A 25,414-nucleotide genomic window follows, 5' to 3' on the forward strand; every position below is an offset into this window, starting at 1 on the left:
CCCTTCATAGGGTCACGGTTTCATAGCCGGGCCCAAGCCTCCGTGAGCACCGAGCGGAGGATCCCCTCGATCTCGTCGAACTCCTTCGGGCCACAGATCAGGGGCGGCGCGAGCTGCACCACCGGGTCGCCGCGGTCGTCGGCACGGCAGTAGAGGCCCGCGTCGTAAAGGGCCTTGGAGAGGAAGCCGCGCAGCAGCCGCTCGGACTCGTCCTCGTTGAACGTCTCCTTGGTCGACTTGTCCTTGACGAGCTCGATTCCGTAGAAGTAGCCCGAGCCGCGGACGTCGCCGACGATCGGCAGGTCGAGCAGCTTCTCCAGCGTGGCGCGGAAGACCGGCTCGTTGGCGGTGACGTGGCCGAGCAGGTCCTCGCGCTCGAAGATGTCGAGGTTGGCCAGGGCGACCGCCGAGGCGACCGGGTGGCCGCCGAAGGTGTATCCGTGCGCGAACGTCTCGGTGCCGTTCTTGAACGGCTCGAACAGCCGCTCGGAGGCGATCATCGCGCCGATCGGGGCGTAGCCGCTGGTCAGGCCCTTGGCGCAGGTGATGATGTCGGGCACGTAGTCGAACTTCTGGCCGCCGAACATCGTGCCGAGTCGACCGAAGGCGCAGATGACCTCGTCGGAGACGAGGAGCACGTCGTACTGGTCGCAGATCTCGCGCAGGCGGCGGAAGTATCCGGGCGGCGGCGGGAAGCAGCCGCCGGCGTTCTGGACCGGCTCGACGAAGACGGCGGCGACGGTGTCGGGGCCCTCCATCTCGATGGCCCGGCCGACCTCTTCGGCGGCCCAGCGGCCGAACGCCTCGGGGTCCTTGTCCGAGCCGGGGAAACCGGTGATCTCGTCGGCGCGGTAGATGTTGGTGTTCGGCACCTTGATGGCGCCGGGCACGAGGGGCTCGAAAACCTGCTTGAGCGCGGGGATGCCGGTGATGGACAGCGCGCCCTGCGGGGTGCCGTGGTAGGCGATGGCGCGGCTGACGACCTTGGTCTTCAGCGGCTTGCCCTGAATCTTGAAGTACTGCTTGGCCAGCTTCCACGCGGACTCGACGGCCTCGCCGCCGCCGGTGGTGAAGAAGACGCGGTTGAGGTCGCCCGGGGTCAGCTCGGCGATCCGGTGCGCCAGCTCGGCGGCCTTCGGGTGGGCGTAGGACCACAGCGGGAAGAACGCCAGGTCGCGCGCCTGCTTCGCCGCCGCCTCCGCGAGCTCCTCGCGGCCGTGTCCGACCTGGACGACGAAGAGTCCGGCCAAGCCGTCAAGGTAGCGCCGGCCGTGGATGTCGTAGACATACGCGCCCTCACCCTTGACGATCATCGGCACTTCGGCGTCCTGGTACGCGCTGTGCCGGGTGAAGTGCATCCACAGGTTGTCCTGTGCGGCCTTGAGAACGTCGGGGTCCGTCATCGCAACCTTCCCTAGGGTGATCTGGTGCTCGCTTCAGTCTGCATGTAGAAGCGACAAAAGCCAAGTGATTACGTGGCCGCAATGTGCATGAACCTCGAAATCCGTGACATCGCCATGTAAGCACAACGAAATCCGTGATGCCATTACCGGACAAGCCCGACCTTGCTCACCTCTGACCCACATCGGCGGTGTGGTGCAATGAAGCGCACTAGACACAGCCGACAAAGGGGTCGGAGAGGGGACCGCATGACACCTGAAGAGATCGAGAGCGCCGTCGAGGCCGGCATGCCGCGGGCCGTGGAGGATCTCACGCGACTCGCCGCCATCCCGTCCGTGGCGTTCCCCGGCCACCCCGACGAGCCGGTGCTCGCCGCCGCGGCGCTGACCGAGGAGCTGCTGCGCGAGGCGGGCCTGCCGCACGTGCGTCAGATCCCGGTCGAGGGCAGCTTCCCCGCCGTGTACGCGGAGGCGCCCGCCCCGCCCGGCGCGCCCACTGTGCTGCTGTACGCGCACTACGACGTGCAGCCGGCGGGCGACCTCGCCCTGTGGCGTACCCCGCCGTTCGAGCCGACGCTGATCGACGGCGCGCTGTACGGCAGGGGCACCGCCGACGACAAGAGCGGTGTGATCGCGCACGTGGCGGCACTGCGCGCGTTCGGGGGTGACTTCCCGGTCGGCGTCAAGGTCATCGTCGAGGGCCAGGAGGAGTACGCCGGGGAGCGCCTGGAGGACTTCGTCGAGGCCAACCCCGAGCTGGTCCGGGCCGACGCGATCGTGGTCGCCGACTGCGGCAACCCGCGCGTGGGCGACCCGGCCCTGACGACGACGCTGCGCGGGATGGCCGCCTTCACCGTGGAAGTGCGCACCCTGCGCGAGGCCGTGCACAGCGGCGCGTTCGGCGGCGCCGCCCCGGACGCCCTCACCGCCCTCATGCGGATGCTGTCCGCGCTGCACGACGAGCGGGGCGACGTACGCGTCCCCGGCCTGCCGCAGGGCACGTTCGAGGGCGACTCGGACGAGACCGAGGAGGAGTTCCGCGCCACGGCGGGCGTGCTCGACGGCGTCTCGCTGGTCGGTTCCGGCTCGCTGGCCGACCGCCTCTGCGCGTCGTACGCGATCACGGTCACCGGGTTGGACGTGCCGACCGTGTCGGGCGCCGTCAACGCGGTGCAGCCGACGGCGCGGGCCCGGGTCACGGTCCGGATCCCGCCCAGCGGCGACCCGAAGGCCGCGCTCGACGACGTGACCGGCTTCCTCCAGAAGGTCGCGCCGTGGGGCGCCGAGGTGACGTTCGACGACCTCGTCACCGGCTCCGGCTTCCTGGCCGGCGGCGGCGGCCGGGCGCGGGCCGCCGTCAGCACGGCGATGGAGCGGGCCTTCGGCCGTCCGCCGCGGGACGTTGGCCAGGGCGGCTCGATCCCGCTGGTCGCCAAGCTGGCCGGGCTGTTCCCCGAGGCCGAGATCCTGCTGTACGGCGCCGAGGACGGCGAGGCGTCGATCCACGCCCCGAACGAGCGGCTGGTCGTCGACGAGCTGCGCAAGGTCATCGCCACCGAGGCGCTCTTCCTGGCGAGCTACGGCGCCTGACGGCGCTTCCCGCACGCAATACGGCCGTGCGGTCTCCATCCCCGGGGGCCGCACGGCCGTTTTTCGTGTGGGCGTATGATGAGTCCCGATTTGTACTGACTGGTCAGTTCAATAGATCGATTCGCGAGGAGGCAGGACCGTGGTGTTCCCGGGTGTCGAGGTCGTGGCGAAGGACCTCACGCTGAAGGGCGAGCACGGGCCGGTCTACTCCGGCGTGTCCCTCACGGCGGAACCGGGCAGCCTGACCGCCGTCGTGGGGGCGGCGGGCAGCGGGCGGACCGCGCTCCTGCTGACCCTCGCCGGGCGGATGAAACCCTCCTCCGGCTCGCTGTCCGTCGGCGGGCAGAGCGCGATCCGGCGCATCCAGCGGATCGCCGCGCTCGGCCTGATCTCCGACGTGAACGACCTCGACGGCGCGCTGTCCGTACGCGAGCACCTGCACGAGCGGCTCGGGCCGTGGGGCCCGCCGTGGCGCAGGCGGCTCACCCGCTCCGCCGAGGAGGCGCTCGCGGAGGCCGGGCTCGACCTGTCCGCCCTGCCCGGCGGCGAGCGCGCCCTGGTCCGGGCGCTGACCCGCGACCAGGCGGTCCGTCTCGGGATCGCGCTCGCCCTGCTCGACCGGCCGGGCCTGCTCCTGGTCGACGACCTCGACCTCGGGCTCCCCGAGGAACGCGGCGACGAGCTCTGGCGGACCCTGCGCGACCTCTCCAGCGCCGGCCTCACCGTCGTCGCCTCCTGCACCGGCCCGGCCCTCGCCGGGCGCCACGCCGACACCGTCACAGAACTTTCGTGAGGATCTCCCCCGTGAAGCCGCTCCCCCTGCACCTCGGCCGACTCGAGCTGCGCCGGTTCACCCGGTCCCGGCTGACCCGGGCCGCGCTGGTGGGCGTCGTCATGCTGCCCCTGCTGTACGCCGGGCTCTACCTGTGGTCGTTCTGGGACCCGCAGGGCAACCTGAAGAACATCCCCGTCGCCCTCGTGGTCGAGGACCAGCCGGCGACCACGGACGGCAAGACCGTCGACGCCGGGCGCGACCTGGCCCGCGAGCTCGAAGAGCGCGAGGTCTTCTCCTGGCACCGCACGGACACCGCCGGCGCCGATCAGGGCATGCGCGACGGCACGTACTACCTGTCGCTGACGATCCCGCGCGACTTCAGCGCCAACCTCACCTCGCCGTCCGGCGACGGGCAGCCGCGCCCGGCCCTGCTCGGCGTCCGCGTCGACACCGGGCGCAGCTACATCATGCGGACCATCTCCGACGCCGTGTTCGACGAGGTGAAGGCGGCCGCCGACCGCACCGCGGTCAAGGGGTACCTCGACCAGATCTTCCTGTCCTTCGCCGACCTGCACGACGCGACCGCGAAGGCGGCCGACGGCGCCGACCGGCTCCACGACGGCTCCACGACCGCCCAGAAGGGCGCGATCAAGCTGGACAAGGGACTCGGCAGCGCGCAGACCGCCGTGCGCAAGCTCTCCACCGGCGCGACCACGCTCCAGGACGGCTCGGGCACGCTGGCCCGGGGCCTGGGCGAGGCGTACAAGGGATCGACCAAACTGGCGGGCGGCCTGGCCACGGCCGGCAAGGGCGTGGGCGAGCTGCGCGGCGGCCTGGCCGCCCTCGACAAGGGCGCGGCGAAGCTCGCCGAGGGCAACCGGCAGGCGTACGAGAACGTGCACGCGCTGGCCCCGAAGATCAACCAGGCGGCGGACAAGTACGTCCCGATCCTGAAGGAGAACGGCCCGGCCATCCGGTCGGCGGCGCTGTCTGTCGCGAAGGGCGCCGACACGATCGCGAACGCGCTCGGCGACCTGCCCGACTCCGTGCGGAACCAGGCCGGGCAGGCGCAGCGCGACCTGAGGGCGGTCGAGCGGTGGCTGAACACCCACCCCGACGCCGACCCGGAGCTGCGTTCCCTCGTCGGCCAGGCGTCCGGCTCGGCGGGCGAGCTGGCGAGCACGGCCGGCCGCCTGCGGGACAAGGTCGCCGCCCAGTCCGGCGCGGTGGACGACCTCGCCGCGAAGGCCCGCGCCCTCGCGTCCGACGCCCGCGCGCTCGCCGACGCCGCGCCCGCCCTCGGCGGCAGGCTGGAGAAGGCCAAGGACGACTTCAACACGCTGGACTCCGGGCTCAAGCAGCTCGCCAAGGGCGCCTCCGACCTGCACGACGGCACCGGAAAGGCGTTGAAGGGGGCCACCTCGCTCGCCGGCGGCGTCGGCGAGCTGCGCGGCGGCGCGGGCACCCTGTCGGACGGCCTGCGCCGGCTCGACAGCGGCGCCAAGCAGCTGACCGCCGGTCTCGGCACGCTCGCCTCCGGGGCGGGCAAGCTCGGCGACGGCATCGGCGAGCTGCGCGGCGGCGCCGGCCAGCTCGGCTCGGGCCTGGGCGAGCTGGCCGACGGCTCCGGCGAGCTTGCCGCCAAGCTCGGCGACGGCGCGGCGCAGATCCCCTCCTACGGCGCCGGCGAGCGCGACAGCCGTACCGAGGTGATGAGCGAGCCGGTGCGGGTGTCCACCGAGGTGGACAACGAGGTGCCCAACTACGGCACCGGCTTCGCGCCGTTCTTCCTGCCGCTCGCGCTGTGGGTTGGGGCGATGGTGACGTACATGGTGCTGCGGCCGGTCAACCCACGGATGCTCGCCGGCTCCGCCCCGGCCTGGCGCACGGCCCTCGCGGGCTGGCTGCCCGGCGTGGCGATGGGCGCGCTGCAGGTCGGGGTGCTGCTCGCCGTACTGCGGTTCGGCCTGGGCATGGAGGCCCGGCACTGGGCCGGCGCGGCCGCGTTCCTGCTGCTCACGGTGGCGGCTTTCCTCGCGATCGTGCAGGCGGTGAACGCGCTCGTCGGGCCGCCCGGACGGGTGCTGGTGCTGGCGCTGCTGATGCTGCAGCTCACCTCGGCCGCCGGGACGTACCCGATCGAGACCTCGCCCGGGTTCTTCCAGACCATCTCCCCCTGGCTGCCGATGAGCTGGGTGGTCGCGGGGATGCGGCGGCTGATCAGTGGCGGCGACACGATCATCGTGTGGCAGGCTTGCGGAGTGCTTTCCCTCTTCGTCGTCGCCGGCCTCGCGCTGACCATGCTCGCGGTGCGCAAGGGCCGTACCTGGACCATGCGCAGGCTCAAGCCGGAGCTGGCGCTGTGACCCGCGAGGACACCCGGAACCGGCTCTTCCGGTCGGCGGTCGAACTGATCGCCGAGCAGGGGTTCTCCGGCACGACGGTCGACGCCATCGCCGAACGGGCGGGTGTGGCCAAGGGCACCGTGTTCTACAACTTCGGCAGCAAGGACGCCCTGTTCGCCGCCCTCCTCGACCACGGGATCGGGCGGCTCAGCACGTCCCTGGCGGAGGCGGCCGAGGCGGCGGGCGGGCCGGCCGCCCCGCTGGCCCGGCTCGACGCGGTCGTGCTGGCGCAGCTCCGCTTCCTCGACGAGTACGGGCCGTTCGCCCGCGTGCTGTTCGGCGAGATGTGGCGCACGGCCTGGCAGGACGCGGTCGTGCGGCTCCGCGAGGACGCGCTCGGCGTCTACGAGCGCATCCTCGCGGACGCGGTCGCCGCCGGGGAGCTGCGTGCGGACTTCGACACCGGGACCGCGGCCACCGCGCTGTTCGGCATGGTGCTGACGGTCTCGATCGAGCGGCGGGTGCTGCGTCCCGAGCGCCCGCTGGAGGAGGTCCACGCCACGCTGGTCGAGCTGATCCACGGCCGGGTGACCCGCGGCTGACGTCACGCGTGCCGCGTTGTCGGTGACCAAATCGGTCGAAGCGGGTTAGCCCCCCGAGACGATCTGCAACTAACGTAGTTCGCCGTTCGTCAGCATAGGCGGCGACCTCAACCGCCGGATCGAGGTCGTGGCCCGCCTTCCCCCACGGAGGACGCGTGTACCAGCCCCAGCAGCCGAGGCGACGTCGCAGCTTCGCTCCGTTCATCGTCGCGATCATCCTCGCGGGCGCCCTGATCGTCGGACTGAAACTCTTCTTCGGCGGGGACGTGAGCTTCGGCGGGGGCGGCGGTGACGGGGGCGGCGACGGCACCGGTCAGAAGCTCGCCTGCGGCGACGGCGGCACGTCCGTGACGGTCGCCGCCTCCAGTGAGAAGGCCGAGCTGCTCCGGGAGATGGCGAACCGCTACAACGGCCGCGAGGTCGGCGGCCGCTGCGTGGACGTGGTGGTCACGTCCAAGCCGTCCGGCGGCGCGATGCAGGCCCTCGCCCGGGGCTGGAACACCGAGCAGGACGGCCCGAAGCCGGACGTGTGGACCCCGGCCGGCACCGGCTGGATCACCCTGCTGCAACAGCGCGCCGAGGGGGCGGACAAGGGGCAGCTCGTCTCCGGGGACAACCCGTCGCTCGCCACGACCCCGCTCGTCATCGCCATGCCCAAGCCGATGGCGCAGGCGCTCGGCTGGCCGGGCAAGCAGCTCGGCTGGTCGGACATCCTCGACCTCGCCAACGACCCCAAGGGCTGGGCGAAGTACGGCCACCCCGAGTGGGGGCCGTTCCGGCTCGGCAAGACCAACCCCGAGTTCTCGACCGCCGGCCTGAACGCCACCGTCGGCGCGTACTTCGCGGCCACCGGCCTCTCCGGCGACCTGTCGGAGAAGAACGTCTCCGACCCCGCCACCCGGCGGTTCGTCCAGGGCGTCGAGCGGTCGATCGTCCACTACGGCGACACCACGCTGACCTTCCTCGCGAACCTCCAGCACGCCGACGACCAGGGCGCGGCGATGTCGTACATCTCGGCCGTGACCGTCGAGGAGAAGTCGGTCTGGGACTACAACCAGGGCAATCCGAGCGGCGACCCGAAGACCCTCGGCGACCACCCGAAGCCGAAGGTGCCGCTGGTGGCGATCTATCCCAAGGAGGGCACGCTCTTCTCGGACAACCCGTACGCGGTGCTGTCCTGGGCGGGCGACGAGAAGCGCGCCGCCGCGCTCGACTTCCTGAAGTTCCTGCACGAGGACGAGCAGCAGAAGAAGTTCGCGTCGTACGCCTTCCGCTCGGCCGACGGCAAGCCGGGTGAGCTGATCTCCGCCGCGAACGGGCTGGACCCGAAGCAGCCCGCGACCACGCTCAGCGTCCCGATCCCGAACGTGCTGGACAAGACGCTCAAGAGCTGGGCCCAGCTGCGCAAGCCGGCCAACGTGCTGATCGTCATGGACACCTCCGGCTCGATGGGCGCCGAGGTGTCCGGGACCGGCAAGACCAAGCTCGACCTCGCCCGCGAGGCCGCGATCAACGCGCTGCCCCAGTTCGGCCCGAACGACCGGGTCGGCCTGTGGATGTTCTCCCTCAACCAGGGCGGCGGCAAGGACTACCTCGAACTCGCCCCCATCGCCAAGAACAACAAGAAGACCCTGGAGATCAAGCTGAACGGCCTCATCCCGAACGGCGGGACCGGCCTGTACGACACCACGCTCGCGTCGTACCAGCACGTGATGTCGCACCGGCAGGGCGACGCGATCAACGCGGTCGTCTTCCTGACGGACGGCAAGAACGAGGACAACAACTCGATCTCGCTGAACACGCTGATCTCCAAGCTGCGCACGGAGGCCGGGCAGGACACGGTCCGCGTGTTCACGATCGCCTACGGCTCGGACGCCGACCTGGAGACGCTCAAGAAGATCTCCCAGACCACGGACGCCGCGGCCTACGACTCCCGCAAGGCCGGGAGCATCGACGACGTCTTCACCGCTGTGATCTCCAACTTCTGAGTCAGGAGCCCTCCCGTGTCCCGTTTCACCGACGAGCTCCGCGACCCCTGGGGGCTCCTCATCGGCGCCACCGCGGGCGGGGCCGCCTGGGCCGTCAACGTGCCCCCCGCCGCCGCGGCGGGCGTCGGGGTCGCGGTGTGGCTGGCCAAGTCGTTCGCCTCCGCGTGGGTGTCCACGGGCGGCGAACGCCGCCGGGACGAGCCGGAGCCGCCGCCGGTCACCAAGGGCAGCCCGGAGGAGGGGTGGCTGCGGCGGGCCGAGCGGGCCGCCCGCTCGTTCGCGGACCTGACCGCCTCGATGCGCGGCCAGATCCTGCTCGACCGGATCGCCGCGATGGCGCCGCAGGTCGACGACACCGTCGCGACGCTCCGGCGGCTCGCCGGGCAGGCCTCGGTCACCGGCGCCGCGCTGGCCCGCTTCGACCCGCGCCGGCTCAGGCAGGAGCGCGCGCGGCTCGACCAGGCCCGCCGGGCGGCCACGCCGGACGTCGCGGGCGAACTGGACCGGTCGATCGCCGCGCTGAACGCGCAGCAGGAGGTGTTGGACCGGCTGACGGCCGCGCGCGGCCGGGTCCTGGCCCGCCTGGAGTCCGGCGCGATCAGCCTGGAGGGCCTGGTGGCGCGGGTGATCGAGATGTCGGCGATGACCGCCACCTCGGCGGTGGACGGCGGCACGGCGGCGCTCGACGAGCTGACCTCCGAGCTGGAACTCACCCGGCAGAGCCTGCGCGAGGTCGAGGAGGCCACCCGCGGCGACCTCGGTTAGCGGGGCCGGTTCGGTTCCGGGTCTCGGTCAGCTGGCAGCAGGCGGGCGAGCTCGGCGGGACCCGCGTTGGCCCCCGTACAGACCACGGCGACCTTCCGCCCGGCGAACTCGTCGCGGCGGGCGAGCAGCCCGGCCAGCGCGGCGGCGCCCGCCCCCTCCGACAGGGTGTGCGCGTGGGTGAGCAGCAGGCGCTGCGCCGCGTGGATCTCGTCGTCGCCGACCAGCGTGAAGTCCGAGAGGTCCGCGCGCATGATGTCCTGGGTCAGGGCGAAGGCCGACCCGGTGGCCAGCCCGTCGACCGTCGTCTTCACCGGCCGCTGCACGGCCTCGCCGAGACGCCACGAGTCGTGGGCCGCGGGCGCCTGCGCCGACTGGACCGCGATGACCCGGCAGCCGGGCGCGACGGCCCGCGCGACCACGCAGGCGGCCGCCGCGCCGGTGCCCGCTCCGACCGGGACGAAGATCGCGTCAAGGTCGGGCCGCCCGGCGAGGATCTCCAGGTAGAGCGTGCCGACCCCGGCGATGATGTCCGGCTCGTCCGCCGGGCTGATCAGCCGCGCCCCCTGCCGCACGGCGCTCTCCCGCGCGTGCCCGGCCGCCTCCACCATGGTCGCGCCGGCGATCTCGACGGTCGCGCCGAGGGCCTCCACCGCCGCGACCTTGGCCGGGTTGGGGTTCTCCGGCATCACGATGGAACAGGGGACGCCGAACAGCCGCGCGGCGTACGCCACGGACTGGGCGTGGTTGCCGGTGGAGTACGTCAGCACGCCCGTCGATCGATCGTCCATCCGGGCCAGCAGCGTGATGCCGCCGCGGACCTTGAACGCGCCGGTCGGCTGGACGTTCTCGTGCTTGACGTGCACCTCGGCCCCGGCGACCGCGTTCAGCACGGGATAGGACCACATCGGCGTCTCGGGCAGGTGGGGGGCGAGCAGCGTCCGGGCGCGCAGGACATCGCGAAGATCTGTCATGCGCTCCAGGGTCGCGGGCCCGGCATTCATCAGTCCAACAGAGATTTTCGCGGTTTCATATAAATGGTGTTGATATTTCCATCGGGTCCGCGAGGGGGCGACGATGCTCGATCCCGTACGGCTCCGGGTGCTGGTCGCGGTGGCGGCGCGAGGCTCCGTCACCGCGGCGGCGCGTGAGCTGCACTATTCGCAGCCCTCGGTGAGCCACCACCTCGCCCGGCTGGAGGCCGAGACCGGGGCGAAACTGGTCCAGCGGGTGGGGCGCGGCATCCGGCTGACCGAGGCCGGCCGGCTGCTGGCCGAACGCGCGGCGGAGATCCTCGGCCGGATGGAGTCGGCCGCGGCGGAGCTCACCGCCCATGTCGGGCTGCGCGCAGGCCGGGTGCGATTGGCCGCCTTCCCCTCCGCTCTCGGCACCTTCGTCCCGGCGGCGGCCGTACGTCTCGCGGACGACCATCCGGGGCTGGACCTGCGGCTGGCCGAGGCGGAGCCGCCGGAGGCGCTGCGCATGCTCCGCGCGGGCGACGTGGACGTCGCCGTGATCTTCCGCTACGAGGAGACCGGCCCCGAGGACGACGACATCCGGCTCACGCGTCTCTTCGATGACCCGACCTGCCTCGTCACCCCGGCCAGCACGACGAACACGGGCGTGGGGAGCATCGGCGCGCATGCGGCGTCGCGGTGGATCGCCGGGTGCGACCGCTGCCGGTCCCACCTGCTCGACCTCTGCTCGCGCGCGGGGTTCGAGCCGCGCGTCTCGTTCACGACCGACGACTACGTCGCGGTTCAGGCGATGGTGGCGGCCGGGCTCGGCGTCGCCGTCCTCCCCGCGCTGGCACTGTCCGCGCATCGCTCCGCCGGGATCCGGGTGGCCGAACTGCCCGGGTCGGCTCGGCGCGTCTTCGCCGCGACATACGGCGAGCCACCCGACCCACCGGCCACCGCCGCCCTCCTGACCGCTTTGACGCGAAGCGAGCCCCCGGGCAGCCACGGGGATGACTCTCTTCATGGCCACACGCTCGCGATATCAGATAATCTGATTGCATGAAGGTGATGAGCGCCACAGAGGCGTCCCGGAGCTTCGCGGCCGTTCTGGATGAGGTGGAGAGCGGAGAGACCATCGTGGTCACGCGAGGAGGCAGGCGCGTCGCGGTGATCGGACCGGCCCCAACCGCACCGGGACGCATGGTGAAGGCGTTTCTCGCCCGCAGCGCGGGCAAGCTGGACGCCAGCTTCGCGATCGATGTCGCGGCGGCTCGCGAAGCGGTTGACGACGAGATGAGGAGCCTGTGGCCGGACGCCTGATGTTGGACACCGGCGTGCTCATCGCGGCGGAGCGGGGCCGCGGCCGCCTGGACGAGGTGATCGGCGACGCCGACGACGTCGCCATCGCCGCGATCACCGTGGCGGAACTGCTCATGGGTGTCGAGATGGCTGAAATGGCCCACCGCCAGAGTCGGCAGTCCTTCGTCGACGAGGTCCTCGCGCTGATCCCCGTCGAGGAGTACACGACAGACGTCGCGCGAATCCACGCGCGGCTCATGGCGCATGTCCGGCGACAGGGCAAGCCGCGCGGGGCCTATGGTCTGCAGATCGCCGCCACCGCCGCCGCCACGGCGAGAACACTGATCACGATGGACTCCTCGGCGGCCTTCGACGATCTGCCCGGGGTTCGGGCGAGGGTCGTTCCCGTCTGAGCCGCGACGGGTGCCGGGGCGGCGTCTCAAGGGGCGGGAAAACGGGATGTCGCCGGGGTGGGGTGCGTGGTTATGCTCCGCTCCATGCCCGAGATCACCACTCTCGTTCTCTTCGCGGCGGCCACGATGGCGCTGCTCGTCGTGCCCGGCCCGGCCGTGGTCTACATCGTGACCCGCAGCGTCGCCCAGGGCAGGTCCGCCGGTCTGGTCTCGGTGCTCGGCGTCCACGTGGGCTCCGTGGTCCACGTCGTCGCCGCCGCGCTCGGCATCAGCGCCGTGCTCGCCGCCTCCGCCACCGCGTTCACGATCGTGAAGTACGTCGGCGCGGCCTACCTCGTCTACCTCGGTGTACGGAAGCTGATGGCCCGGGCCCCGGAGGGCGAGGAGCCCGCGATCGAGCGGGCGTCACGGACCCGGCTCTTCGCCGAGGGGTTCGTGGTCAACGTGCTCAACCCCAAGACGGCGATCTTCTTCCTGGCGTTCCTGCCGCAGTTCACCGACCCCGCACGGGGCCCGATCGCGCCGCAGATCGTGTTGCTCGGCGTGATCTGGATCGTGCTCGGGATGGCCAGCGACGGCACGTACGCGCTGCTCGCCTCGGCGCTCGCCGGGCGGCTGCGGCGCTCCGCCCGGGCCCGGCGGCGGATCGACGTGGGCAGCGGCGTCGTGTATTTGGGGCTCGGCGCGGTGGCCGCCCTGGCGGGCGAGGGCGCCAGGAAGCTCTGAGCCGCGCCGAGCCTCGCCCGGTTCAGGTCGTGGCGGCGGCGCGTGCCGCCGTCTCCTTGGCCCACCGGTAGTCGGCCTTGCCCGCGGGCGAGCGGACCATCTCGTCCACGAACGCGTACGTCCGGGGCACTTTGTAGCCCGACAGCCGCTCCCGGCAGTAGGCGTCGAGTTCCTCCCGGGTCGGGGCGGTCCCCTCGTACGGCTGGACGACGGCGGCCACCCGGGAGCCCCACCGCTCGTCGGGGATGCCGGTGACCACGGCGTCGAACACCGCCGGGTGGCCCTTGAGCACCGCCTCGACCTCCTCGGGGAAGACCTTCTCCCCTCCCGTGTTGATGCACTGGGAGCCGCGGCCGAAGACGCGGATGGTGCCGTCCTCCTCCACCAGGGCGAGGTCGCCGGTCAGCAGCCAGCGGGTGCCGTTCTCGTCGGTGACGAAGGTGCGGGCCGACTTCTCCGGGTCCTTGTAGTAGGCGGTGGCGATCCGTCCGGCCTTGGCCACCGTGCCCATCTCGCCGGATCCCGGCGTGACCGGGCGCAGCGCGTGATCGAGCACGGCGATCGTCGAGTTGGTGTTGGGCTGGTACTTCATGCCGGACTCGGGCGAGGAGTCGGACAGCGCGGACGCGGTGTACCCCGACTCGGTGGAGCCGAAGTTGTCCACGATCATCACGTGCGGCAGCACCTCCTGGAGGCGGTCGCGGACCGCCCCGGTCAGGATGGCGCCGGTGGAGCTGATCACGGCGAGTGCGGACAGGTCGTAGGAGCCCGCCGCGATCTCCTCGGCGAGCGGGCGGGCCATCGCGTCGCCGGTGAGGTTGACGGTGAGGACGCCGTTGCGCTCGATCGCGCGCAGGGCGTCGGCGGCGTCGAACTTCCGGGTGTAGACGATGGTCCCGCCGAACCACCAGGCGATGTACGTCGCCATCTGGGCCGCGCCGTGCATCAGCGGGGCCGCCGCCATCATGACCAGCGGGCCGGCGTTCCTGGCCTGCTCGATCAGCGCCTCCGGCGTCTTCACCGGCTCGCCGTACGGGTTGCCGGCACCGAAGGCCATGAAGAGGTCCTCGACCCGCCACATCACCCCCTTGGGCATGCCGGTCGTGCCGCCGGTGTAGATGATGTAGAGATCGTCGCCGGAGCGCGGCGGGAAGTCCCGGGTGGGCGGGCTCCCCTCCAGCGCCGTGTCGTACGGCACCGCGCCCGGCACGCGGGAGTCGCCGCCGACCGCGATGAGGTGGCGCAGTTCGGGGGCGTCCGTGGCGACGGCCGCGACCCGGTCGTCGAACTCCACGTCGAACAGGAGCGCCGCGATGTCGGAGTCGCGGTAGAGGTAGAGCAGTTCGGACTCGACGTACCGGTAGTTGACGTTCACCGGCACCGCGCGGATCTTCAGCGCGGCCAGCAGGCCGACGACGTACTCCACCCCGTTGCAGAGGTGGAGCCCGACGTGCCGGCCGGGCCCGATCCCGTGCGCGGCCAGGTGGTGGGCCAGCCGGTTGGCCCGCTGGTCCAGGTCGGCGTAGGTGACGCGCTCGTCGCCACAGGCGACCGCCGTGCGGTCCCCCACCGCGTCGGCGAGTCCCTCGAACAGATCGGCGTGGTTGAACTCCATCCCGGGGACCTTCTCTACGACTTAGGGTTTCCGGTTGCTGACGATCCACATGGCGAAGAACTGGGCGCCTCCGCCGTACGCGTGGCCGAGGGCGGTGGCGGCGCCCTCGACCTGGTGCTCTCCGGCCATGCCGCGCACCTGCAGCGCGGCCTCGGCGAACCGGATCAGCCCGGACGCGCCGATGGGGTTGGAGCTCAGCACTCCGCCGGAGGGGTTCCACGGGATGTCGCCGTCGAGCGCGGTGCATCCGGCCTCGGTGAGCTTCCATCCCTCGTTCTCGGGGGCGAAGCCGAGGTTCTCCAGCCACATCGGCTCATACCAGGAGAACGGGACGTAGACCTCGGCCACGTCGATGTCCCTGCGCGGGTCGGTGACGCCCGCCTGGCGGTAGACGTCGGCGGCGCAGTCCTTGCCCGCCTGCGGGCTGACGGTCTCCCGCCCGGCGCGCGTGAGCGGCTCGGAGCGCATGGCCGCGCCGTGGATCCAGGCGGGCGTCCCGGTGACCGCCTTCTCCGACGCCAGCACGATCGCGCACGCGCCGTCGGAGGAGGGGCAGGTCTCCAGGTACCGGATCGGCTCCCAGAGCATCGGGGTGGACTCCACCATGGCGCGGTCGATCCCGGGGATGCGCAGGTGCGCGTACGGGTTCTTCAGCGCGTTGCGCCGGTCCTTGACGGCGACGAGGGCGCCGATGTGGTCGGGCGCGCCCGACCTGCGCATGTACTCGCGAATGTGCGGGGCGAAGTAGCCGCCCGCGCCGACGACCAGCGAGGCGCCGAACGGCAGGTGCGTGGACAGCGCCCAGGTGGCGTTGGACTCCGACTGCTTCTCGAACGCCACCACGAGCACGCGGTCGTGGACGCCGCCCTGGATCAGGGACGCGCCGACCAGCGCGGTGGAGCCGCCGACCGAGCCCGCCGTGTGGACCCGCGTCATGGGCTTGCCCGCGGCGCCGAGCGCGTCGGCGAGGTACGCCTCGGGCATCATGACGCCCTCGAACATGTCCGGGGCCTTGCCGACGACGACCGCGTCGATGTCCGCGAAGGTCAGCCCGGCGTCGTCGAGCGCGCGCAAGGCGGCCTCGCGGACCAGCCCGGCCATCGAGACGTCCGTGCGCTTGGTCGTGTAGCGCGTCTGTCCCACACCGATGACGGCGCAGCGTTCACCCACGACGGGCTCCTTCCTCGGACGGGGGCGCCGACTCCAGCACGGCGACGAGGTTCTGCTGGAGGCAGGGCCCCGAGGTCGCGTGCGCGACGGCCCGGCGGGCCCGGCCGTCGAGGATCCGCCGCGCGGCCTCGCCGAGGCGGATCAGCCCGGCCGCCATGACGGGGTTGGCGGCGAGCGGCCCGCCCGAGGGGTTGATCACGGTGTCCTCGGGCAGGTCGAGCGCCGCGCGCAGCATGGGCTCCTCGTGGCTGAACTGCACGTGCAGCTCGGCGACGTCCACCGGCCCCTTGCCGACGCCCGCCGCGCGGGCCGCGTCCGCCGCCGACGGCGACCTGGACAGGTCGCGCATCCCGAGGTAGTGCGGCTCGATCCGGTGCGCGATGCCGCCGATGTACGCCGGGGTCTCGGCCAGTTCCCTGGCCAGGTCGCCGGCGGCCAGCACGACCGCCGCGGCCCCGTCGGTGATCGGCGCGATGTCGTACGGCCGGAGCGGTTCGACCTCGTACTCCGTTCCGGAGGGGTCGGGCAGGTCGAGGGCGTGGGGGTTGGCCCGGCCGTCGGCGCGGCTGCGCCGGACGATCTCGTCCAGTTCGGCCCGGTCGCCGCCGAGCGCGGCGGCCTGCAGCGCGGCGTAGGAGACCTGGTCGAGGCCGAGCGGCGCGAGATAGTACGGGTCGAGCTGGAGCGTCATGACCTCCCGCAGGTCGCCGGTCGACGACTTGCCGAAGCCGTAGACGAGGGCGGAGTCGATGTCGCCGTGCTGGAGCCGGACCCACGCCTCGTACAGCGCGAACGCGGCGTCCATCTCGACGTGGCTCTCGCTGATCGGCGGCCAGGCGCCGAGCGCGTCGAGGGCGGAGACGAAGGAGAACGGCGCGCCGGCGAGGTAGTCGCACGAGCCCGAGCAGGTGAACCCGAACCGCGACAGCCCGGTCGCCCGGCGCACCTCCTCGATCACCGGGTGCAGCGTCTCGGCCTCGGTCAGGCCGGTGTCGTGTCCGCTGTGCGCGGTCTGGGCGAACGCCACGACGGCGACGTCGCGCATCACACCCCACCTCCCGGCACGCCGGCGGAGAGGTCGACGTCGGGCTCGCCGGTGGGGGCGAACCACCTGATGTTGGCCATGGACATCGTGCGTTCCTCCGGAGGCACCCAGACGGCGCGCACCCGCATCCCCTGCCGCACCTCGTGCGCGGGGACGCCGCCGACCAGAGCGATCATCGGGATGTCGGCGCCGTCGAGCATGATGTACGCGGAGACGAACGGCACCTCGGGGGCGCGCGGGTCGGGCAGGTTGTTGATGGCGAAGGTCGTGACGGTGCCGGTGTCGGCGACCTCCCGCTCCTCCTGGATCAGGACCCCGCAGGACGGGCAGGAGGTGCGGTAGGGGACGTACACCTGGTCGCAGGTGGCGCACCGGCCGCCGAGGATGACGCCATCCTTGATCTTCGTGAAGAAGCGGGTGAGCGCCGCGCCGGGGCGCACCCGGTACTCCGCCCGCACCGGCGCGTTGATCATGGTGACCTCGGGGACGAAGCACTCGATGTCGGTGATGTTCCCGGAGGGCCGCTCCCGCCAGCGGGGCCGGACCCGCAGCCCGGGCCGCATCGCCTTGGCGGCGCCCGCGTCCACCGCGTGGACGAGCGAGGTGTCCGCGCCGTCCAGCCTGATCGTGGCCCAGGCGAACGGCCGGTCAAGGGGGTGGCCCGCGCGCGGGGCGCGCACCCACGCCCACGCCTGTACGGTGCCGGCCGGCCCGACCTCGACGTACTCGCCGGTCACGGCCTCGCCGGTGTCCGGGTCGTACTCCAGGGGAGGCACCAGCACCCGGGCTCCCGCCGTGCGGACGCCCACGATGCGCCGGTCGCGCAGCTCGGTGAGGAAGCGGCCGATGACCGGGCCGGTGCTGCGGGTGTAGCCGCCGGGGAACTCCAGCACGTGCCGGGCCTCCAGCGGGTCGGGCCCGGCGGCCGTGGTGCCGGCGGATAAAGCGGACGGCGGGTCAGATGGCACGATCCCTGCCTTCCCAGTAGGGGGCGCGGAGCTTGCGCTTGAGCAGCTTGCCGTTCGGCTCGCGCGGCATCTCGTCGATGAAGTCGATGCTCCTGGGCCACTTCATCTTCGACAGCCGGCCCTTGAGCGAGTCGAGGATCTCGGCGGCCAGCTCGGGTCCGGGGGTGGCGCCGGGCGCGGGCTCGACGATGGCCTTGATCTGCTCGCCCCACTCGTCGTCCGGGATGCCGAAGACGGCGGCGTCGGCGACCTTGGGGTGGACCAGCAGCTCGTTCTCGATCTCCGCGGGGTAGATGTTCGCCCCACCCGAGATGATCATGTCCGCCTTGCGGTCGCAGAGGAACAGGAAGCCGTCCTCGTCGAGGTAGCCGATGTCCCCGACCGTGAAGTGGTCGCGCAGCCGGGCCGCCTCGGTCTTGGCCGCGTCGCCCTTGTACTCGAAGCCGGAGCCGGCCATCTTCATGTAGACGGTGCCCGGGGTGCCGGCGGACACCTCACGCAGGTCGTCGTCCACGATGAGGATCTCGCTGATCGGCCAGGCGTTGCCCACGGTGCCCGGGTGCTTCTTCCAGTCCCCGGGGGTCGCGATCGTGCCGCCTCCCTCGGTGGCCGCGTAGTACTCGTAGATCACGTCGCCCCACCACTCCAGCATCTGGAGCTTGACCGGGACCGGGCAGGGCGCGGCCGCGTGGATCATCCACCGCAGCGAGGACAGGTCGTACGCGCGGCGGGTCTCCTCGGGCAGCGACAGCAGCCGCTTGAAGTGCGTCGGGACCATGTGGGAGTTGGTGACCCGGTACTTCTCGCACAGGCGCAGGGTCTCCTCGGCATCCCATTTGTCCATGTAGACGAGGGTGTGTCCCATGTGCAGGGCGGTGCCGCCGAACTGCGTGACGGCGGTGTGATAGCTCGGCGAGGTGACCAGGTGGACGTTGGGCCGTCCGCTCGTGATGCCGAAGAACCCGAGCAGGAACGACAGGAGCTCGGCCGAGTCGTCCGGGTCCGCACCGCTGAGCGGCCGCCGCACACCCTTGGGGCGGCCGGTCGTGCCCGAGGTGTAGTGCATGGTCGCGCCGGCGGTGCGGTTCTCGGGGAGGCTGTCCGGGCGGCCGTCGATCAGTTCGGCGAACGGGCGGAACCCCTCGACCCGGCCGAAGGCGAAGCACCGCTCCGGCGCGATGCCGGCCTCCTCGGCGCCCTTCGTCCCCTCGGCCGCGTACCGCTCGTCGACGAAGAAGGCCTTGGCCTCGCTGTCCGCGACGATGTAGCCGATCTCGGGTCCGGTCAGGTGCCAGTTGACGGGGGTGTAGTACCACCCGGCCTGTAACGCGGCGAGGTAGAGCGTCAGGCCGTCCACCCCGTTGGGCACCAGTCCGCAGATGCCGTCCCCCGGCTGGAGGCCGAGCTCACGGAGGCCGTGGACCAGACGGTTCGCCCGGGCGAGCAGGTCTCCCGCCCGGTGTTCCGTGCCGTCCGGATCCACCGCGGCGATCCAGTCCGGGTCGGCCTGCGCGATCCTCCAGAAACCAAGCGAGCCCATTCCATGCTCCCTGTCCGGTGCGTTTCGGCGCGCCCCTTCCGTGAGCCGAGGACTCCGTCGCGGCGCGGTCTCTCCCCCTGTTTCTGCCCCCAGAACACGCCAGGCTGTGGGTCGGCCCCTGGCCCGGCCGGCGATACCAAACGAGAATCGGTTCTAGTACGTTGCGGGCAGACTAACCCCGGGCACCGCCGCCGATCAAGCGCTTGATTTGTCAATCTGGCGGCGGCGGGCGGGGCCGATCTAGGATCAGGTTCTCTCTTGCGTGACCAAGCGCTTGACTAAGCGGAGGTGTCCGTGGATCTCCTGCCGATCAGCACGCCGCACTGCCGGGTCGAGAGGGACGGCCCCGTCGTGATCGTCACGATGGACCGCCCCGAGGCCAAGAACGCGCTCTCGACCGACATGCTGGTCGGCCTGGCCGACGCGTGGGCCTACATCTCGGCCGAGCCGGAGGTCCGGGCAGGCATCCTGACCGGCGCGGACGGCACGTTCTGCGCCGGAGCGGACCTCAAGGCCATGGGGTCGCCCTCGGGCGACGAGCGGACCCGCCGCCGGGCCGCGGAGATCGGGGACTACCACTGGAAGGGCCTGCTCCGCGACACCGCGTCCCTGCCCACCAAGCCGATCATCTCCGCGGTCGAGGGGTACGCCGTGGCCGGCGGCACCGAACTGCTGGTCGGCACCGACCTGCGGGTCGTCGCCGAGAGCGCCACCCTCGGCCTGTTCGAGGCCAGGCGGGCGCTCTTCCCGATGGGCGGCTGCGCCATCCGGCTCCCGCGCCAGATCCCGTACGCGTTCGCGATGGACATCCTGCTCACCGGCCGGGCGATCAGCGCGTCCGAGGCGCTGGCGATGGGCCTGGTCAACCGGGTCGTCCCGGACGGCACGGCCCTGGAGCACGCCCGCGAGCTGGCCGCCGAGGTGGCCGCGTGCGGGCCGCTCGCCGTCCAGGCGATCCTGCGGACGTACCGCGAGACGCTCGGGATGGGCGAGGCCGAGGCGCTGGAGGTCTCCGACGCCATCGGATGGCCAGTCATCGGCTCGCAGGACGCGAAGGAGGGCGCGCTCGCCTTCCGGGAGAAGCGCCCGCCGGTTTACCGCGGAGCGTGACCGGGGCGCCGCGGGCGTTGTGAATTGGGACTGTTCGCGACACCGGGGGCACGTTACGATCCCTCCCGCCATTACCAAGCAGTAGCTTGGTTCATCCCCCGAGGAGGACGTCACGATGCCCCCGCGTATCGCGATCACAACCGCCGTCGGCGCCGCCCTGCTGGCGCTCGCCCCGGCCGCCCCCGCCCAGGCCGACGACGCGACCTACTACCTCGCCCTCGGCGACTCCCTCGCCGTCGGCGCGCAGCCGCTCGGACCGGACAACGCGACCGTCCCGACCGACGAGGGCTACGCCGACCAGCTCTACGCCAAGCTCAGGGCGGAGGAGCCCACGCTGCAGCTGGTCAAGCTCGGCTGCATCGGCGAAACCACCAAGTCCTTCGTCCAGGGCGGCGTCTGCTCGTACGACGGCGCGAAGTCGCAGCTCGCCGCGGCCAAGAAGTTCCTGCGTGAGCACGGCTCCAAGGTCAGGTACGTGACCGTCAGCATCGGCGCGCAGGACATCTACGGCTGCATCACGCCCGACGGCGGCGCGAACACGGGCTGCATGCTCAAGGGCACCGCCTCGGCCGCCCTCTACATGCCGCAGGTCGTCGGCGCCCTGAAGCTGGCCGCGCACCACTCGACCCGGCTGATCGGCATGGACTGGTACAACCCCGGCGTGGCCGCCTGGCTGCTCGGCGACGACGGCAAGAGCCAGGCCAAGCAGTCCGTGCTGCTCAACGACACGCTCAACAGCACCCTGAAGGTCAACTACGGCGCCTGGGGCTTCAAGGTCGCCAAGGTCAACGCCGACTGGCAGTCCAAGAACTGGACCGAGGACACGCCGTTCGGCTGGCCGCGCAACGTCTGGGAGCTGGTGGCGCGGAGCTGGATCGCCAACGTGCCCGGCGTCTGGCTGCCGAAGGGCCACGGGTACGGCAACATCGCCGACACGTTCTACGCCGTGGCCCGCTGATATCCGGCCGCCGGGCTCTCAGGTCACGGGGTGGTGTTCGGGCCGGGGATCCCGAGCACCACCCCGGTCACGCACAGGTCCAGCGACGGGTCCGCCAGGGTGAGCGTCATCGCGGCGCCCGTCCCCGTGGCGGGGAAGTAGACCCGCGCCTGCCCCGCGCGCAGGGAGAGCTCGGCCCGCGCCGCCCCGAGCCGGGCCGTCGCCGCGGTGGCCCGCTCGGCGACGTAGGTGAACCCGGCCACGGCGTACGCCCCGTCGGACCGCACGGGGAGCGTCACCGTGCCGCCCTCCTGCGGGAAGCACCGGCTGCCCCGCTCGGGCGCGGCGTAGCCGCCGACGATCCGCGGCGGCACCAGGCTCCGGCCGTCCTCGGCGAGCACCACCGGCTCGGCGGCGGGGCGCGGGTGGCGCATCCGCTCCCGGAGCGGTTCCGGGGCGAGCGGGCTGAGCAGATGCGAGCTGAGGTTGCTCTCGCCGAACCCGTAGATCAGCACGTCCGCCGGGAGCCACTGCGGATAGACGTCGGCCGTCGCCGGGGCCGCGGCAAGGGTCGCCCGGACCGCCTCGACGTAGCCGCGCGCCCGCGCCCGCTGCGCCGCGAACTGCGCCGTGTACGCGTCCGCCGAGACGTACGACGCGACGAGGAACGCGCCCACCAGCACGACCGAGACCGCCGGGACGGCGAGGCCGCGCGGCGGCAGCGCGCGGTACGGCCGCACCTCCTCCCCCACCGGCAGGATCGTCAGGCCGGCACAGAGGGCGAGGACGACGGCGGCGTCGGCCACGTAGCGCGGCTCCAGGGCCTGCGCCTCGAACGTGCCGCGCCCGAGCAGCACCGGGACGAGGTCGACGACCACCAGGTAGGCGAGCAGAATCGCCCACGCCCGCACCGCCCGCGCCCGCAGGACCAGCGTCGCCGCCGCGTACAGCCCGAGCACCGCCCACGCCAGCGCGACGCCCCACCAGGAGGGCGCGACGATCCCGCCGAACCAGGCGTCCGGGCCGCCGAGGGCGGTGGTGGGGAAGGTCTCGCCCAGGAGCCGCGCGGCGAACAGCGCGGTCTCACCGGCTCCGGGCAGGCCCACCGGCTGGTGGCCGGTGTCGGCCCGGACGACGTACAGCACGGCCGCGGGAACGAGGACCGCGGCGAGCGCGCCCCAGACGGGCAGGTTCCGGCGCAGCGCGGTCCAGCAGCCGCGCGGCCACGGACCGGCCGTGAAGTACGCGCTCGAGAGCAGGAACAGCAGCAGCGGGATGCCGACCGCCGCCTTGAGGAAGTACGCGGCCAGCCCGAACAGGTACCACCCGGCGACCGCGACGACATGCCGGGCCCGCCGGGTGCGCACATAGTGCGCCTGCGCGGCGAGCGCCATGCAGATCGCGAGCTGCAGCGGCACCTGTTCGAGCCCGGCGGCCCACCACAGCAGGCCGGGCAGCGTCAGCGGCGTGAAGAGGTACAGCCCGAGCGGCACCAGGATCAGCGCCCGCGCCCCGAACAGCACCCGCAGCAGCCGGTACATCGCGAACGAGGCGGCGGCCTGGAGCACCAGCAGCGCGCCGCTCGCCAGCTCCCAGCCGTACGCGCCGATCCGGGTGACGACCCACGCGAGCGCGAACCCGGCGGGCAGCAGCTTCGGACCCCACGGCGCGGTGAGGTAGTCCCACCCGAGGCCGCGCTCGGCGGCCCTGGCCACGAAGGCGAAGTCGTCACCCCAGAAGTAGCCGCGGCCGAACAGCGACCACTTCCAGAGCAGCTGCGCCGCGACGAGCGCGAGCGCGGCGGACGGCAGCGCCCACCGGCGCAGGAACGCCACGCTCACCCAGCGGGGGAGCTCGATCTCGAAGCTCCTCGGCGAAGCGCCCGTTCCAGCTCTCGATTCCACCGGCTCCGCTCCCCCGTGAGGTCGGCATCTCCCCGCAGCGGCCGAAAATCCTGCTGAGGGTCACGTTCTACCGCAGATCACCACAAGGGGATGAGCACGCCGCGATAACGGTTGCTCGCGGAGCCGGTGGGCCCGATTTCCGGGACGCTCTCGACGTCGGCGCGGGGTGTGGCCGCTCAGTCGCCGGAGACGCGGCCGAGGCGCTCCATGGTCTCCACGTAGCCCTCGACCAGGTCGAAGACGACCTGCTTGGCCGACTTGACCTGGTTCATCGTGCCGATGATCTGACCCGCCGGGAACGTGGCCAGCTCGCCCGCGTCCGACCGGCCGATCCGGCGCAGCGCGTCGGAGATCAGCATGAACTGGAGCGGCATCGGCAGCGTGCCGGGCGACTCCGCCGACTCCCAGGCGTCGGTCCACTCGTTCTTGAGCAGCCGGGCGGGCTTGCCGGTCCAGCTCCGGGAGCGCACCGTGTCGCGGGAGGTGGCGGCGAGGATCCGCTGCCGGGCCAGCTCGGGCGTGTCGGCCTCCTCGACGGTGAGCCAGATCGAGCCGGTCCACACGCCCTCGGCGCCGAGCGCCATGCCCGCCGCCATCTGGCGCCCGTCGCCGATGCCGCCCGCGGCCAGGACCGGCACGTCCACCGCGTCCACCACCTGGGGGATGAGCACCATCGTGGAGATCTCGCCGGTGTGGCCGCCGGCCTCGGTGCCCTGGGCGACGACGACGTCCACGCCCACCTCGACCTGCTTGACCGCGTGGCGCGGCGTGGAGGCGAGCGCGGCCACCTTGACGCCGTGGGCGTGTGCCTGCTCCACCACGTCGGCGGGCGGCGGGCCGAGGGCGTTGGCGAGCAGCGCGATCGGGTGCCGCAGCGCCACCTCGACCTGCGGCCGCGCGGTCGCGTCGGTCCAGCCGAGCAGCACCTTGCCCGGGTCGTCCCCGGTGAGCGGCGGCACGTTGTGCCGGGCCAGCAGGTCCTCGACGAACTGGCGGTGCCCGGCCGGGATCATGCCCTGGAGCCGGGCGAGCAGGTCGGCGGGAGAGTCGACGCCGAGGTCCGCCCCCTCGTAGGAGGCCGGCATGACCACGTCCACGCCGTACGGCCGGCCGCCGACGTGCTCGTCGATCCACTTGAGCTCCAGTTCGAGCTCTTCCGGGGTGTAGTAGAGGGCGCCGAGCACTCCCATGCCGCCGGCGCGGCTGACCGCGGCGACGACATCACGGCAGTGGCTGAACGCGAAGATCGGGAACTCGATCCCGAACATGTCGGTGACACGTGTCCGCATGGCCCGACTGTATGCCGGGCCCCAGCGCACTGCAACGTGTTCTAGTGAGAACCTTTCTGCGGCTTTTCTGAACGCCGACCTACTGATCAGTAACCAGAGCCGGACAGCCAAATAGAACGCGTTATACAGACCATTTCCGCTATATCGCCCGGCGGCTCCACCGAGCCGCCTCGGAGCCTCCCGCGGGACGCCCCTTTCACGCGCCGTCAGCGGGGCATCCGCCGCCAGATCGCCTGCGGCAGCAGCCGCATCACCGCGAAGGCGGGCCGCAGCCGCGCCGGGACCCACACCACCCGCGCCCGCGACCTGAGCGCCTCGATCACCGCGTCGGCGACCTCGTCCACACCCACCGCCATCGGCGCGGGCGTCATCCCCTCGGTCATCCGTCCGATCACGAACCCCGGGCGGACGATCAGCACCCGCGCCCCCGAGCCGTGCAGGGCGTCCCCCAGCCCCTGCGCGAAGCCGTCCAGGCCGGCCTTGGCCGAGCCGTACACGAAGTTGGCCCGGCGGACCCGCACCCCGGCGACCGAGGAGAGCACGACCAGCGTGCCGTGGCCCTGCTCGCGCAACCGCCGCGCCGCGGCGAGCCCGGCCGAGACGTGGCCGCCGAAGTTGACCGCGACGTCGCGGGCGGCCGCCTCCGGATCCCGGTCGTAGACCGCCTGGCCGCCGAGCACGCCGAAGGCCGGGATCACCACGTCGAGATCGCCCAGCTTGGCCGCGGCCGTGTCGATCACGTCCTGGTGCGTCTCGGGCCGGGACGCGTCGAAGTCGACCACGTGCACCTCGGCGCCGAGCCGCCGCAGCCGCTCCAGCTCCTCATCCGGGACCGTGCCGCCGCGCGCCGCCAGCATGACCCGGCGCGCGCCGTCCCGGACCAGCCGGGCCACGATCGCCAGGCCGATCTCGCTCCTGCCGCCCAGCAGCAGCACCGTGTCCACCGAACCGAGCGCGTTCCTCACGCCCACCCCTCC

The 25,414-nt window shown here is 72.2% G+C and carries 22 protein-coding genes; 12 read left to right on the top strand and 10 right to left on the bottom strand.

The window, feature by feature from the left end:
• Positions 1-20: 20 nt before the first annotated feature.
• Positions 21-1,403 carry an aspartate aminotransferase family protein gene (locus tag AWQ71_RS07995; RefSeq protein WP_067129154.1) on the bottom strand — a complete coding sequence of 461 codons (1,383 nt, stop codon included), beginning with the start codon at positions 1,401-1,403 and terminating at the stop codon, positions 21-23.
• 246 nt (positions 1,404-1,649) lie between these two features.
• Here AWQ71_RS07995 and AWQ71_RS08000 point away from each other — a divergent pair, with 246 nt between their 5' ends.
• From AWQ71_RS08000 to AWQ71_RS08025, 6 genes are all read left to right on the top strand, one after another.
• Complete coding sequence (locus tag AWQ71_RS08000) at positions 1,650-2,990, top strand: M20/M25/M40 family metallo-hydrolase (protein ID WP_067129157.1); 1,341 nt, start codon at positions 1,650-1,652, stop codon at positions 2,988-2,990.
• A gap of 139 nt (positions 2,991-3,129) precedes the next feature.
• Positions 3,130-3,783 (top strand): ATP-binding cassette domain-containing protein, encoded by a 654-nt coding sequence (locus tag AWQ71_RS08005; protein WP_067129159.1) that lies wholly within the window; start codon positions 3,130-3,132, stop codon positions 3,781-3,783.
• Positions 3,784-3,794: 11 nt separating this feature from the next.
• Complete coding sequence (locus AWQ71_RS08010; protein ID WP_245658173.1) at positions 3,795-6,131, top strand: YhgE/Pip domain-containing protein; 2,337 nt, start codon at positions 3,795-3,797, stop codon at positions 6,129-6,131.
• Complete coding sequence (locus AWQ71_RS08015) at positions 6,128-6,712, top strand: TetR/AcrR family transcriptional regulator (RefSeq protein ID WP_218001702.1); 585 nt, start codon at positions 6,128-6,130, stop codon at positions 6,710-6,712. The genes AWQ71_RS08010 and AWQ71_RS08015 overlap by 4 nt, the downstream gene beginning before the upstream one ends.
• 155 nt (positions 6,713-6,867) lie before the next feature.
• Positions 6,868-8,700, top strand: a complete 1,833-nt coding sequence (locus AWQ71_RS08020) for a substrate-binding and VWA domain-containing protein (RefSeq protein WP_067129165.1) — start codon at positions 6,868-6,870, stop codon at positions 8,698-8,700.
• Positions 8,701-8,715: 15 nt separating this feature from the next.
• On the top strand, positions 8,716-9,465 hold the full coding sequence (locus tag AWQ71_RS08025; protein ID WP_067129167.1) for an HlyD family secretion protein: 750 nt from the start codon (positions 8,716-8,718) through the stop codon (positions 9,463-9,465).
• Here AWQ71_RS08025 and AWQ71_RS08030 read toward each other — a convergent pair.
• Positions 9,462-10,436 carry a threonine ammonia-lyase gene (locus AWQ71_RS08030; RefSeq protein WP_067130290.1) on the bottom strand — a complete coding sequence of 325 codons (975 nt, stop codon included), beginning with the start codon at positions 10,434-10,436 and terminating at the stop codon, positions 9,462-9,464. The genes AWQ71_RS08025 and AWQ71_RS08030 overlap by 4 nt on opposite strands.
• A 103-nt stretch (positions 10,437-10,539) precedes the next feature.
• On the opposite strand from AWQ71_RS08030, the gene AWQ71_RS08035 reads away from it, so the two are divergent.
• From AWQ71_RS08035 to AWQ71_RS08050, 4 genes are all read left to right on the top strand, one after another.
• Positions 10,540-11,484: a LysR family transcriptional regulator gene (locus AWQ71_RS08035; protein ID WP_067129170.1), complete on the top strand. Its 945-nt coding sequence runs from the start codon at positions 10,540-10,542 to the stop codon at positions 11,482-11,484.
• The gene (locus AWQ71_RS08040; protein ID WP_067129173.1) at positions 11,481-11,741 is read left to right on the top strand and encodes a type II toxin-antitoxin system Phd/YefM family antitoxin; all 261 of its coding nucleotides are present in this window, start codon (positions 11,481-11,483) and stop codon (positions 11,739-11,741) included. Before AWQ71_RS08035 ends, AWQ71_RS08040 begins: the two co-directional genes overlap by 4 nt.
• Positions 11,726-12,133, top strand: a complete 408-nt coding sequence (locus AWQ71_RS08045; RefSeq protein ID WP_218001703.1) for a PIN domain-containing protein — start codon at positions 11,726-11,728, stop codon at positions 12,131-12,133. The genes AWQ71_RS08040 and AWQ71_RS08045 overlap by 16 nt, the downstream gene beginning before the upstream one ends.
• An 84-nt stretch (positions 12,134-12,217) precedes the next feature.
• The gene (locus AWQ71_RS08050; protein ID WP_067130296.1) at positions 12,218-12,859 is read left to right on the top strand and encodes a LysE family translocator; all 642 of its coding nucleotides are present in this window, start codon (positions 12,218-12,220) and stop codon (positions 12,857-12,859) included.
• A 22-nt stretch (positions 12,860-12,881) separates the two neighbouring features.
• On the opposite strand, the gene AWQ71_RS08055 is transcribed toward AWQ71_RS08050, so the two are convergent.
• The 5 genes from AWQ71_RS08055 to AWQ71_RS08075 are packed head-to-tail and all read right to left on the bottom strand — an operon-like array spanning position 12,882 to position 19,197.
• Entirely contained in the window at positions 12,882-14,474 is a 1,593-nt protein-coding gene (locus tag AWQ71_RS08055; RefSeq protein ID WP_067129177.1) for an acyl-CoA synthetase, read from the bottom strand.
• 21 nt (positions 14,475-14,495) lie between these two features.
• Positions 14,496-15,644, bottom strand: a complete 1,149-nt coding sequence (locus tag AWQ71_RS08060) for a thiolase family protein (RefSeq protein ID WP_067129180.1) — start codon at positions 15,642-15,644, stop codon at positions 14,496-14,498.
• Positions 15,637-16,689 carry a thiolase family protein gene (locus AWQ71_RS08065; RefSeq protein ID WP_067130298.1) on the bottom strand — a complete coding sequence of 351 codons (1,053 nt, stop codon included), beginning with the start codon at positions 16,687-16,689 and terminating at the stop codon, positions 15,637-15,639. Before AWQ71_RS08065 ends, AWQ71_RS08060 begins: the two co-directional genes overlap by 8 nt.
• Complete coding sequence (locus AWQ71_RS08070) at positions 16,689-17,657, bottom strand: Zn-ribbon domain-containing OB-fold protein (RefSeq protein ID WP_439650363.1); 969 nt, start codon at positions 17,655-17,657, stop codon at positions 16,689-16,691. The genes AWQ71_RS08065 and AWQ71_RS08070 overlap by 1 nt, the downstream gene beginning before the upstream one ends.
• A complete protein-coding gene (locus AWQ71_RS08075) occupies positions 17,647-19,197 on the bottom strand; it encodes an acyl-CoA synthetase (protein WP_067129183.1) in 1,551 nt (516 codons plus the stop codon). The genes AWQ71_RS08070 and AWQ71_RS08075 overlap by 11 nt, the downstream gene beginning before the upstream one ends.
• Before the next feature lie 294 nt (positions 19,198-19,491).
• On the opposite strand from AWQ71_RS08075, the gene AWQ71_RS08080 reads away from it, so the two are divergent.
• Together AWQ71_RS08080 and AWQ71_RS08085 are read left to right on the top strand one after the other, a co-directional pair.
• Complete coding sequence (locus AWQ71_RS08080) at positions 19,492-20,307, top strand: crotonase/enoyl-CoA hydratase family protein (RefSeq protein ID WP_067130304.1); 816 nt, start codon at positions 19,492-19,494, stop codon at positions 20,305-20,307.
• 115 nt (positions 20,308-20,422) lie between these two features.
• On the top strand, positions 20,423-21,265 hold the full coding sequence (locus AWQ71_RS08085; RefSeq protein ID WP_067129186.1) for an SGNH/GDSL hydrolase family protein: 843 nt from the start codon (positions 20,423-20,425) through the stop codon (positions 21,263-21,265).
• A gap of 23 nt (positions 21,266-21,288) precedes the next feature.
• Here AWQ71_RS08085 and AWQ71_RS08090 read toward each other — a convergent pair whose 3' ends face one another.
• From AWQ71_RS08090 to dprE2, 3 genes are all read right to left on the bottom strand, one after another.
• Positions 21,289-23,148: a hypothetical protein gene (locus AWQ71_RS08090; RefSeq protein WP_157570244.1), complete on the bottom strand. Its 1,860-nt coding sequence runs from the start codon at positions 23,146-23,148 to the stop codon at positions 21,289-21,291.
• Between the two features lie 176 nt (positions 23,149-23,324).
• A complete protein-coding gene (locus AWQ71_RS08095) occupies positions 23,325-24,437 on the bottom strand; it encodes an NAD(P)H-dependent flavin oxidoreductase (RefSeq protein ID WP_067129191.1) in 1,113 nt (370 codons plus the stop codon).
• Between the two features lie 206 nt (positions 24,438-24,643).
• Positions 24,644-25,402, bottom strand: coding sequence for a decaprenylphospho-beta-D-erythro-pentofuranosid-2-ulose 2-reductase (dprE2, locus tag AWQ71_RS08100; protein WP_067130307.1), 759 nt, complete (start codon positions 25,400-25,402; stop codon positions 24,644-24,646).
• Positions 25,403-25,414 lie beyond the last annotated feature (12 nt).

It is taken from the genome of Microtetraspora malaysiensis (genome assembly GCF_001528665.1).
Lineage (GTDB): Bacteria > Actinomycetota > Actinomycetes > Streptosporangiales > Streptosporangiaceae > Microtetraspora_A > Microtetraspora_A malaysiensis.